The 12,771-nt window shown below is 45.6% G+C and carries 9 protein-coding genes; 7 read left to right on the forward strand and 2 right to left on the reverse strand.

Annotated features, from left to right (window positions below):
* Positions 1-145 precede the first annotated feature (145 nt).
* From SK066_RS10890 to SK066_RS10900, 3 genes are all read left to right on the forward strand, one after another.
* Complete coding sequence (locus SK066_RS10890) at positions 146-580, forward strand: MarR family winged helix-turn-helix transcriptional regulator (protein ID WP_320544665.1); 435 nt, start codon at positions 146-148, stop codon at positions 578-580.
* A 712-nt stretch (positions 581-1,292) separates the two neighbouring features.
* Positions 1,293-1,958: a hypothetical protein gene (locus SK066_RS10895; RefSeq protein ID WP_320544666.1), complete on the forward strand. Its 666-nt coding sequence runs from the start codon at positions 1,293-1,295 to the stop codon at positions 1,956-1,958.
* 271 nt (positions 1,959-2,229) lie between these two features.
* Positions 2,230-5,130, forward strand: a complete 2,901-nt coding sequence (locus SK066_RS10900) for a transglutaminase-like domain-containing protein (RefSeq protein ID WP_320544667.1) — start codon at positions 2,230-2,232, stop codon at positions 5,128-5,130.
* A 314-nt stretch (positions 5,131-5,444) separates the two neighbouring features.
* On the opposite strand, the gene SK066_RS10905 is transcribed toward SK066_RS10900, so the two are convergent.
* The gene (locus SK066_RS10905) at positions 5,445-5,813 is read right to left on the reverse strand and encodes an iron-sulfur cluster biosynthesis family protein (protein WP_188778709.1); all 369 of its coding nucleotides are present in this window, start codon (positions 5,811-5,813) and stop codon (positions 5,445-5,447) included.
* Between the two features lie 896 nt (positions 5,814-6,709).
* Between SK066_RS10905 and SK066_RS10910 the strand changes: the two genes are divergently transcribed.
* Complete coding sequence (locus SK066_RS10910) at positions 6,710-7,171, forward strand: hypothetical protein (protein ID WP_320544668.1); 462 nt, start codon at positions 6,710-6,712, stop codon at positions 7,169-7,171.
* 374 nt (positions 7,172-7,545) lie between these two features.
* Positions 7,546-8,889, forward strand: a complete 1,344-nt coding sequence (brnQ, locus tag SK066_RS10915) for a branched-chain amino acid transport system II carrier protein (RefSeq protein ID WP_320544669.1) — start codon at positions 7,546-7,548, stop codon at positions 8,887-8,889.
* Positions 8,890-9,163: 274 nt separating this feature from the next.
* On the opposite strand, the gene SK066_RS10920 is transcribed toward brnQ, so the two are convergent.
* Complete coding sequence (locus SK066_RS10920) at positions 9,164-10,222, reverse strand: YeiH family protein (protein ID WP_320544670.1); 1,059 nt, start codon at positions 10,220-10,222, stop codon at positions 9,164-9,166.
* Positions 10,223-10,736: 514 nt separating this feature from the next.
* On the opposite strand from SK066_RS10920, the gene SK066_RS10925 reads away from it, so the two are divergent.
* Entirely contained in the window at positions 10,737-11,624 is an 888-nt protein-coding gene (locus tag SK066_RS10925) for a LysR family transcriptional regulator (protein ID WP_320544671.1), read from the forward strand.
* A 114-nt stretch (positions 11,625-11,738) separates the two neighbouring features.
* A complete protein-coding gene (locus SK066_RS10930; RefSeq protein ID WP_320544672.1) occupies positions 11,739-12,635 on the forward strand; it encodes an aldo/keto reductase in 897 nt (298 codons plus the stop codon).
* Positions 12,636-12,771: the final 136 nt, after the last annotated feature.

Consider the following 12,771-nt stretch of genomic DNA (forward strand, 5'->3'; position numbering starts at 1 on the left):
TCACGCTTGCCTTCTTACATTATATAGAACATATAATAATTTATAACCAATTAATTGTTGACAATATATCTGAGTGTGATATGATAAATGCAAACAAATATTACGTATGCAAACTATGAATTGCACCAAGCAAAGGGTGAGAATAGTGGAAGAAAAGAAAACACTGGCATTAGATGAACACCTCTGTTTCTCTCTATATGCAGGCTCCCGTGCAATTACGCGCATGTACTGGCCGATGCTAGAGGAAATGGGGATTACTTATCCTCAATATCTGGCTCTGGTTGTATTGTGGGATAAAAAGGAATGCACGATCAAGGAGCTAGGTAAGGAAATTTATCTCGATTCCGGTACGATGACATCGATGCTCAAACGGATGGAGGAATCTGGATTGATCACACGCCAGCGCTCTGTTGAAGACGAACGTGTTGTCAAAATCCGTATTACCGAGCAAGGTCTCGCACTACAGGAGCAATCTGCTTGCATTCCGCAGGCGCTATTGCAATCGACTGGCTTGAGTCATGAAGAGCTGGAGCAATTGAATCGTCAAATCCGTCAAATTATCGGTAAAATTAAAAGCTAATCCAATCATACGTCTGCGATGCGTCTAACATGGAAAGTGGATAACGTTATGGATGCCTTTACAGGTCGATACAAACAGGTTATCTGAAATAGGTTACAGGAATACCTCCTGTGACCTTCCTTTCCCTCTTCAATATTGTATACAAGCTTATTCTATCATTTTTAAATGTTAGCAATTAATTGGGTGTAAAGTGACCTTATCCGTTTGAAGCTTTCTTTACACAGCCAAATACACAGCTGAAATTATCGCCATACCATCTGCAATCTCATCGTTATGTTATAGAGTCCACTTTTATGTAATGTCTGCTCTCTCCAATTCGACGTTTGTCCAGGTGGCTATGCTCTGGCAAGCAGGCTGCCTTTCATATAGATGCAATGCTGTTCCATTATAGCTGCGTCCGGTCGGAATACGAATATCTCATTTATTGTCGCCATATCCCTGATAAAAGAAGTCGTTGACGCTGTATAGATCAACACAGGTGTATCCGACCCTTAACTTTGGTTATGGTGAATCGCTTATGATTCGCCTTTCGATATAATATTTTATATGGAAAAGCGCTTATTCCACCATGGAGTAGGCGCTTTTGTATATATAGAGGATATCGATGTGTACGTGTACAGATTAATATTACGTGGTATGATATTTTACAGTTACAAGCAAGTCTAGGGAGATATGGCGAAAGTGGCGTATACATAACGGAGGAGGGATTCATATGGGTTCGCGCCTGATGCATTACTGTATTGCTGCGTTAATCGAAAGTCGACTGGGCTGGCATAGCCCAGAATTTATGCTTGGTAATCTCGCACCGGATGTTGCGGAATATGGTGTGCGTGATCAGAACAAGCGACAATCGCACTTTATACGTCTGGATTCGGCAGGCGAAGGTTTTTTTGATCTGGAGCGCTTTGCAGCACGTTATTTGCGCGAGCAGCGCTCATTATTTCATATCGGTTATTATTTTCATTTGCTATCGGATGATCTGTGGATCAAGCATATCTATATTCCTACGATTCATCATTTGCCTGCTGATGAACGTGCAGAGGCGAAGCAACGTTACCAGCGCGATCTGAGCAAGCTGGGAGGCAGGCTGATGGTGCATTACCATTTGCAATATATGGATCTGGAGCATGAGGTGATGTCGATGCCCGAAGCGGATCTGACGATGCTGCCACAGCTGGTTCAAGACTTGAAGAGTGATATTGAGTATAGTGCGCAGGAGAACAAGCCTGAGCCACTGGAAATACTGGAATGGGAAGCTGTAACGAATGCGCTCGATTATACGGTAGAGGCATGCCTTAGCCAGCTTCGCATGTGGGAGGAAGCCGACCGGATGCTGATACGGCATGGGTATCGTTTGACATTAGAAGGAAATTTGTAGCAGGTAGAATTGTAGCTTCATACCCTAGATAGAAGAGAAAGAAATGCTTTCAGCATATGAAAAAGAGGTCGCAGTCATCGGAACTGCGGCTTTTTTGATATACGGAATAGTATACTCGCTTCGGCTAAGCTTCATATTTTACATATCCAACATAGTGAATATGCCATATTTACGATGACTTCGGGCTATGCGTACAATAGCGGTACAGGTAGAAACAGCAACTGTACCGCTAGCAAAGTGTACAACGATAACGAGGCAGGGAGAGTGCAGTATGGGAAATCGTTTGACCTATGGCTTGGATCGAAGCCGTACGATGAAGCGGCTACAGTGGAAGCGTAAGCAAGCGTCACAGAGGGAGCAGCAGCTATTCACCGTACTGGATCATATATCAGATGCACAGGAGCGTGAGTTGCTGGAGTATCTGTATGCTTATATGCCACTGCATGATCTAGCAGACTATGACGGGGAATATTTTGCTGCGCATGTACGTCAGGTGCTGGAGACGCGCAAGCAGATGTCATGGGGCGCTACGATACCCGATGAGATTTTCCTCCAGTATGTGTTGCCTTACCGAGTGAATAACGAAAATATAGATAACAGTCGAGCCGTTATTTATGAGCTATTGGCTGATCGGGTACGCGCGCTATCCATGGTGGAGGCGATTATTGAAACGAATTACTGGTGTCATGAGCATGCGACCTATACAGGCACGGATATCCGTACGGTGTCTCCATTAACGATCATGCGTACCGCACTCGGTCGTTGTGGAGAACAATCTACATTTACAGTCACTGCCCTACGTAGCATCGGTATTCCAGCACGTCAGTGCTATACGCCGCGCTGGGCGCATTGCGATTCAAATCATGCCTGGGTGGAGGCATGGGCAGATGGAAAGTGGCATTATCTCGGTGCATGCGAACCGGAGCAGGTGCTTGATGAAGGCTGGTTCCGCTTGCCTGCCAAGCGTGCCATGCTGGTCAACACTCGCGTGCCTGCCGATTATGTTGGGCCCGAGGAGGTCTGCTCCACCCATGATGGGTATACGGAGATTAATCTGTTAGACCGTTATGCAGCTACCAAGCAGCTACAGATTCAGACTATCGATGAATCGGGACAGCCGTGTGTAGCCGAGGTGCAATGTCAGCAATATAATGCAGCGGAATTTTATCCACTGGCTACCCTGCTAACGGATGAACAGGGCAAAGCCAGGCTGACGACTGGTTATGGCGATCTGCTGCTTCATGCACGTACACTAGATGGAGCGCTTATGTGTGAAAGCTTTGTATATTCGGAACAGACCTCAGCGCTATTGCAACTAAAATCAACTACAACGCTGGATCAGGTGATACAGGCGGTCGGAAACGAACGATCAGATGAGCGTACATCTTTTACTCCACCATCTACATCAACACCAACATATACGGTAGATTGGATAGTACAACCGCCACCCGCGCCAGTTCCTGAGCCCGGGCCAGAAGTGAGCGAAGAAGATCGCCAATTGCAGGAGCAACGTGTACGCGAGGGAACAGCGATTCGTACAGCCTATGAGCATACATTTCTGACAGCGGAGCATATAGAGCAGTATGCGATCCACTGGTCATTGCCTGTAGAGCGTCTATCCATCGTGCTGCATACTGCACGTGGGAATGATAAGGAACTGGTCGCATTTTTCGAGCAGATCGAGCCAGCGCAGCGCGAGCTTGCTCTACAGCTACTGGAATCGATGCGTCCGAAGGATTGGCAGGACATAACATATGCCACACTCAAGGATCATTTAGATGGCGTATTGCCGTATGTACACAATCTAGCAACCGATTCAGAGCAGCAGAAGCAGCAGTTTCAGCGCTATATTCTCTGTCCGCGTATTCATATGGAAATGCTCGCCCCGTATCGACAGTATCTGTCGGGTCGCTGGGATATTGCATTACAGCAGCAATTCCGTGCCCAGCCACAGCAGCTTGCCGAGCAGCTACAACAAGAAGTAACTCTGTTAAACGATGTCGATCGGTATAGCGGTATGGCAACACCTGCGGGTGCACATCGATTAGGTGTAGTGGACTCGTTGAGTCGAGCGATTCTATTCGTTGCCGCTGCCCGTTCACTTGGTATTGCAGCAAGATTGGAGCCACTGCATTTATTGCCGCAATACGCGCAGGATGGACGCTGGTATGATGCTTATTTTACAGATGAGCCATCCCGTCATTCTAGTCGTGGTGTAGCTGAGGATGCAGCGAATGAATTACCTGTGGAGGGTGGAGCTACTGTGGAGTGGGATAGCGAGCGATTAGCAGATGGAGCAGAGCTAGAATCCATTAGTAATCGAGGCTATATTCAAATAGTAGCCGAAGTGTGGGATCGTCATAATAACAGTCATAGCAATAATAATAGTGATAGTAGTAATGACAGTAACAGCAGTAACACTTTACCTCCTGCCTATTATCAGGACTTTACCCTTGCACTGCTGAACAATGGAATGTACGAAACGTTACAGTTCCCATATGGAGATCAGAACGTAGCTGGACGTGTTCATGAAGTATTACCGGGTAGCTATCGCTTGACAGCTGGAACTCGCTTACGTGATGGTAGCGTGCTAGGAAGATTTACTTTTTTCGAGGTGAAGCCGGGGCAACGGGTACAGGTACAGCTAGAATTACGACAGGCAAATGAGAGCATACCTGTATACGCACCATCTATATCATCGTCATTAAAGATAAAATTGCTGGAAAACGGTATCGCAGAAGAAGGAAATACAGATAAAGAAAATATCAATGTAGGCACGGGTTCTGAGTTTGGAACGCTTACCCAGCCTATTGTCGTTGCATGGCTGGAGCCGGAGCGTGAGCCGACCAAGCATGTGCTACGAGAATTTGCCGAATTAGAGCAGTCATGGCGTGGACGAGATGAACCGATGCTACTTCTACTTCAAGCCCAATCCGAACGAGCGCTGCTAGAAACGAACATATTGCCTCCACAGGCGATCATAGACGATGACCCTGCTCTAAGCGTATTGCATGAGCTATCCGAAAAATTACCCCAAATACTCGGTGATCAACGACCTGTCGTACTAATTATCGATCGAAGCTTGCGCATCCGTTTTGCCGTACAGGGGTACAAGCCCGGAACCGCCAGTGATCTGCTTCAGGTGCTGGATCAGTTAAAGATAGAAGAGTAGAAGGTACAGGACGGTATAGCATCAGGATACACATGGATGATTCCAATACGATTCATTCGATTCCCAGCGTTCAATACAATCGTAATACCCAAATAAAGCGAGAGCCTATATTACAGCTCTCGCTTTGGTGTAATTGATTCTCTATAAAATAATTAGAATGGATACATAATTTAGAAATAGCAATCTATATGATAAACAGACATGATGTCTGTAATACATTATTCAGCTTGCGTGTATGGTGATCATCAACATTATATACCTCAAAATCACCAGCTAGTCTAAACATTTAACCGAGCTTCCATCTATCCACACTATTAGCGAAGCGCACAGGAGTTAGAAGCCTGACTTGCTGGAACCTCAATCCCACGCAAATCGCGGATTTTCACATTATTGCTATACGTCATCGAATCGCTACGCAGCTTGAAGGAAGTGTAATTCGCTTCTGCATCCAGCGACATCAATGCTTCAAAATAAATCTGATGCTGACGATCAATCAAGATCGGCACCGAATTTGTCTCGATGACTTCATCATTCGCATCCTGACGATCTACAATCAGCAACACCGGAATACCATCGCAACCACAACCCTCACCTGTATCATACAGCAACTTATACATGCCTTCTTTACCAGCAAGGTTGTCTCTCAATTTACGGTCTGCCAGCTCAGTCACTTGAATTCTCATCGATATCACCTGTCCTTTGCAAAATAAGTACACTTCTATATTAACCACAACCTACAGGCGTAAGAAACGAAATCACAATATCTACACTAGCTCAGCTCGTTCATTTACGTCTGTAATGATCTCATGCATTAATAATATCATAAAATTAATTCGTATGCAATATATATGTTTAAAATATAAATTGCATATCTAATTTTAATATTCGCACAATGATATTTGTCTTCAACTTTCGAAAACAGAACGATAGCAAAGCAAAAGTAGAAACGCAAAAAGCGGAAATACAAGCAATGTTGTATATGACTATGTCATGTTTAAGTATATATAGCATTTAAATTGTTTACCCTGAGATGCTAGGTTGATATTTTAGAGACAGAGACAGAGACAGAGACAGAGACAGAGAGAAAGACAGGTATAGATACTGGTGCAGGTACTTGTATAGGTACAGATATGGGTACAAATATAGATACAAACAGAGTGACACACTACAGCTAGCACTTTAAATTAAAGTTTACATCGTAAGGTTTACATCGAGCATCCAAAGCCCCTATACGCACGGAACGGAAGGCAGAGAACAATGCCAAAAGACCGACCTTTAAGCCGGGATACGCCCGCTTTCCCATATTCGGAGTATCCCGGCTTAACCGGAGGTCGCTGGCATGTTCTCTACCTGGAGTGTTGCCCATCACCAAGCCAAATGCAATCCTCGAACCCAATAAAGCAAGAAGAAATTAAAACAGACACCACAATCACCCACATGCTACAATATGCATCAGATAACACATGCACCATGATGCTGACAGAACTGACTGACTATAACCAGACGCTCACCCATACGGCAAGAGCATAGATCAGCAGGTCTGCTGATGTGTAAAAGCGGCGGCAGGAGGAAAAGAGACATGTTGACACAGGATTATATTAAAGGATATTTACATGGCATCGCGCAGATGAATATGCAGGCGAATTGCTCGCTCGATTATGATCTGGATGAAATTCGGGCTACAGGGACACTGGTAGAAAGCGTCTGTGCGTACATGCAGCTGACACCAACACAGGTGAGCCTGGATCGCTTGGCGGCATGGGAGCAGACATTGCTGGAGCTACTACCACGTTGGTTTTTTTATCGGTTATACGATGAGGGGCAAGAGGCGATAGATTATAGCGCAATCGGTTATGATCAGGAGCAGGCGAGTCGCCAATTTGTACATATATTGAAGGAATGGCTGAGTCGTGAGGGCAGTATGACGACAGCTTTTCGTGTAGATAGTAAGCCAGATTCCTTTTACGAGCTGGAATGGGATGACTTCCTGTTTTTCACGAATGGGAAGTTGTACTTTTTGCATTTTGGTCGAAGTGATTGAGAAGTATTGGAATCGTTGGATGAGTTTATCGCGTTCAGAGCAGGAGGCATACCCGGTGTATAAGGGGTGTGCCTTTTGCTTTATCGTCACAAATTATCCATCCAGTCTGCTTAGCGTACAATGTTGTCACCTGCTCGACATGTGTGTTCACAATCGTTCAAAAGATTGTTGATGATTATCATTGTGACATTGCGTAATTTAGGCTAAAATATATATCACTGTGCGTAACATATTTTGTCTGTGTCCAAGTGGAGGGAGACGGATTGGAATACTGGCTGTATTCTTGTACAGCCTGGCACGTTGCTGCGTCTTCGCGGTAAAGGATCATTTTATTATCAATCATGCAGAAGCAGGATTCATCGGAGGTTTGTTTTTTGGAGAAAAAAGTACCTTTTTCATTCATTATCGTTATTGGATTAATGCTATTTGCGCTCTTTTTTGGGGCAGGGAATCTGATCTTCCCAACACTGCTTGGACAATCATCAGGCACGAACTTCTGGGCTGCTAATATCGGCTTTCTGATTACCGGTGTCGGCCTGCCAACACTTGGCGTTATCGCGCTTGGTGTATCGGGCAAAGAAGATCTACAATCCTTATCGAACCGGGTGCATCCGGTTTTCGGCGTTGTATTCACTACGGTGCTATATCTGGCAATTGGGCCGCTGTTTGCCATTCCGAGAACAGGTAATGTATCGTTTGAAATTGGAGTTAAGCCATTTCTCGATGGTGGCTCTCATCTGTGGGTATCGATCGTGTTCTCGATTATTTTCTTCGGGATCACATGCTTCTTCTCACTTAATCCAGCACGTATTGTCGATCTAGTCGGTAAGGTTTTAACACCGATCAAGCTGACCTTTATTAGTATTCTGATTATTGCAGGTCTGCTGTATCCAATCGGTGCGCTACAGCCGCCAACAGCGAAGTATGCAAGCAATGCGCTGTTCAAGGGCTTTCAAGAAGGCTATCTGACGATGGATGCACTGGCATCCTTTGTCTTCGGGATTATTGTTATCCAGGCGATTCGCTCGCGTGGTGCTACAAGTCGCAAGCAGGTTATTACGGTATCGATCAAGGCAGCATGTATTGCAGCGATTATCCTGTCTGTATTGTATGTATCGCTCTCGTACATTAGCGCATCCAGTGTAACGGCATTTGGTTATTTGGAAAATGGCGGTCAAATTCTGGCGCGTATGTCGAGCTACTACTTTGGTACATCTGGCGGTATATTCCTCGGTCTGATGATTACGATCGCCTGTCTGACAACCAGTATCGGTCTGATCACGTCCTGTGCGAGCTATTTCCACAAGCTGCTGCCGCGTCTGGCGTACAAAAAGCTCGTTGTCGGCATGTGTATTTTCAGTGCTGTAATTGCCAATATCGGTCTGAATGAGCTGATTCAGATTTCGGTTCCTGTATTGAAAATTATTTATCCACTTGCAATTGTGCTGATGATTTTGACATTCTGTCATCATCTGTTTAAAGGCAATCGTCTGGTGTATCAAGGCAGCATGCTACTCGTATTTCTCGTTAGCATTCCAGATGGTCTGCGTGAAACGCCGCTTCATCTGAGCTGGCTGGACACATTTATGAGCGGATATATTCCAATGTATAATATCGGCATGGGCTGGGTATTGCCAGCTGTGATCGGTGCGGTTGGTGGATATGTGATCAGTATGGAGCGTAACCGTGCTGGAGCGGCTGATCAGCGTAACGGATAGAGTTCGTACTGACTACTTGAATGAATATGAACAATAGATAAGCAAAAAGACGGGTTCTATAAGGAACTCGTCTTTTTGCGTTGTGTTGTAGAATGTTCGTTTTACAGATTGATAGCGGTGCTTATACGCTTCGAAGCTTCAAAGCGTATAAGACTTTTAACCACTAGAATTGATCTTGTTTTAGGAGATTGATGTGACAGATACGTGCTAAATCCGGTTGGAAAAATACAATCCGCTCTATGGAAAAGAACACTTGTCTGCTACATCAGAATGATTAGGATGCACCGATGCCCAACCAGCACACGAGAGTATAACCCAATCCTGCCAGCAGCAGTGAACCGATCAGGCTGGCAACAAGCGGACGTGCACCTAGACGGCGGAAATGTGCCCATTGTACATTTAAACCGAGCCCTGCCATCGCCATCGCAATGAACAGATAGGCAAGCCAGACGAGATCATTGGCAATAGCGGTCGGTACGATTCCTGTCGTATGAATAGCGCTCATAAGCAGGAAGCCACCGATGAACCACGGAATAGGCAGGCTACGCCAGTTGGGCTGAGGATGGAGATGAGCGCCTGCACGTTGTCGCTGTGTACGCTGGCTCCATAACCCGATGATGATTGCGACGGGAACGAGCATAGCCACTCGGCTTAGCTTGACCATAACTGCGAGATCGACGGCTGCTTGACCACCAGGAGCTGCTGCGGCAACGACATGAGCGACTTCATGTAAGGTCGCACCTGCAAAAATACCATAGCTGCCCGGTGCCAGACCAAGTAAGGGATACAGCAGAGTATAACCAATGGTGAATAAAGTGCCGAGCAAGGCTACAATAGCTGCACTGAGTGCAATTTCTTCCTCCTTTGCCTTGAGCTGAGGAGCAATAGCGGCAACGGCTGCGGCGCCACAAATCGCTGTACCACATGCAGTTAATAGGCTGAGCGTTTCAGATGTCTTCAACCATCTGGCAAGTGTGTACACAATGATCAAGGTGAACGCCACATTGATGATCGCAATAACGAGTAGAGAAGGCCCCATACGTAGCATATCGCCTAAGTTCAATCGCATGCCGAGCAAAATAATACCCAATCGCAGCAGTCGTTTGCTAGAAAAGGAGATGCCTGCTTGCCACTGCTCCTTTACACCGACAAATGTACGACATAACATGCCGAGCAGCATCGCAATCACAAGCTGTCCGACGACAGCGAGCCAGGATAGCTCGGATAGCCATCTAGCAGCAAGCGCGATAAGTAGCGTTAATAGTAAGCCCTGAGCGACATGCCAGCGGATCGGCTTTTGTGTATGGGATAAGGGGAGAGGTAGTGATTTCATAAAGGCTGGCTCCTTTGGATGAATGTTGATATTGAATATTTAGAATGAAGTATCGTTTCTTTGGAATGAAAAATATCGTTGCTCAAGTTGAGTAGGTATAGATGTCAGAGCTGAATTTGGCAGTTAAAATGAATTAGTGCGCAGTAGTTAAAATGAATCAGTGCTGGGTAGTTAAAATGAATGAATAGATGCTTGCTAATCGTGATTTCCTGCATCATAAAATAGTGAGTAGAACGAAATAATCAATAATTATAAATATAAATGATTGAAGCTAATCTTTATTACACCAATCAAGCACAAGGTACGCTCAGTCGTGAGGATGATATCCTCATCAATACAACTAAAACTCTTCTCCAGCTTTAAGGTGATTGACTTAATTTCGATAGCTATTCACTTGAATACTGTTACTATAAGAGTTAAACATTAAAATGTGAAATACGAGTATACTATGCTTATAATAAGTAATACTTATTATTGGATGGTCTAATCGGAAGTTAATAAAGGAGGCATAGATGTGGTTGATCCATTGCGTGTATTTGTAACGGTGGCAGAGCAACGTAACTTTTCGCGAGCAGCAGAGCTGCTTCATCTTTCACAGCCTGGAGTAAGCTTGCATATTCGTAAGCTGGAAGAAGAATTCGGTACGGTATTGATGCAGCGCTCTCCAAAGCGTGTAAAGCTGACCGATGCGGGAGAACTGCTGTATAAGCGAGCGAAGGAAATGTTGATGCTGCATGAAGCAGCCCGGCAGGACATTTTGCGTTTGCATGATATGGTGAGTGGTTCGTTGCATATTGGAGCAAGCTTTACGATTGGCGAGTATATTTTACCGCATACGCTGGCGAGGTTTGCCGCTAATTATCCTCAGGTTGATCTGGAGTTAACGATTGGTAACACAGAGCGTATCGTACAGCTGATTCGCAGCAAGGAGCTGGATATCGGTCTGGTGGAAGGCGAGGTGCATGATGAACAGTTACGTATTCTGCCTTACATGAAGGATGAAATGATTCTCGTCACGGCGCCAGATCATCCGCTTGCCGCACTGGGTACGGTGCGAGTAGAAGAATTGGGCAATCAGGTCTGGAGCTTACGCGAGCCGGGTTCCGGTACGCGCGCCTTTAGCGATCGCTTTTTTGCGGATACCGGTTGTATGCCGCTGAGAATGTATATATTTAACAGCAGTCAGGGTGTAAAAGAAGCAGTGATCGCTGGACTGGGCATCTCGATTCTGTCTCGCTGGGTTGTGCGTAGAGAGCTTGCCTATGGTGAACTGGCTGAGGTGGTGGTACAGGGTGTGCAGCAGGAACGCAGCTTTTCGATCATTTTAGCAAACGATGTCATCCCGATGCGCGTGTTAGATGCATTTATGGATATGCTGCTAGCACGTAAAATAGAAAAGTAGCTTATATATCTAGAGAGAGGTGCCGCAAATGTCTGTAAAAAGGGTAATACATATACAGCGCGATAGCTCTGAGTCTCCATGCAGACTCAAATTCATCTATCCACGGAGGCATATATGGAACAGCGCAAATACGGCAATACCGACATGAAGGTAAGCATACTTGGCTTTGGCGGTTCGGAGATTGGTAGAGGCGTCTCGCAGGAGGAAGTAAACCAGCTGCTACATAGTGCACTGGATGCAGGCTTGAATGTTATTGATACCGCAGAATGCTATGGTGACAGTGAGGAGCTGATCGGTAATGCACTGGCAGATCGGCGCGACGATTATTATCTGTTTACCAAATGCGGTCATGCGGCTGGCTTTGAAGCGCCAGACTGGGATAAAACAATGCTGGAGCAAAGTATCGATCGCAGTTTACGCCGTTTACAGACCGATCATGTGGACGTGATTCATCTTCACAGCTGTTCAGAAGAGGTGCTTCGTCGCGGAGATGTGATTGAAGTATTGCAGCGTGCGAAGCAGCAGGGAAAGACACGTTACATTGGTTATAGCGGTGATAGCACAGATGCGCTGTACGCGATTGAAACGGGTGTGTTCGACAGTCTGGAAACGTCAGTGAATATTGCTGATCAGGAAGCGATCTCGCTAACGATACCTAAAGCGCGCGAGCGTGGCATGGGCATAGTAGCGAAGCGACCGCTGGCAAATGCTGCATGGACGAAGGAAGAAGTGAAGCCAGAGGATTATGAGTTTGTCTATTGGAACCGCTTACGGGATCTGAACTATCCATTTTTGGAGGAGCAGGATGTGCAGACGAGCATCAAGCAAGCCTTGCGCTTTACATTGAGCATTCCCGGTATAGATACGATGATCGTGGGTACAACACGTCCAACACGCTGGGCTGAGAATGCAGCGCTCTTGGAGGATGGCGTGTTATCAAAAGAAGAATTTGATCGCATCCGTCAGCACTGGTTCCAGATTGCGGAAGCTGGCTGGGTTGGACAGGTGTAACCTAGACGTTTAATCTTGATACTAATATGGGCAAATACGGGCAAAAAATATGGTTTTAAATAGCTGCATAAGCCTTACTAGACTTACTTGATACGGTTATTGCTTTCTACAGAGCATCCAACTGAATAAGCCGCAA

This window comes from Paenibacillus hunanensis (genome assembly GCF_034055775.1).
Classification (GTDB): domain Bacteria; phylum Bacillota; class Bacilli; order Paenibacillales; family Paenibacillaceae; genus Saccharibacillus; species Saccharibacillus hunanensis.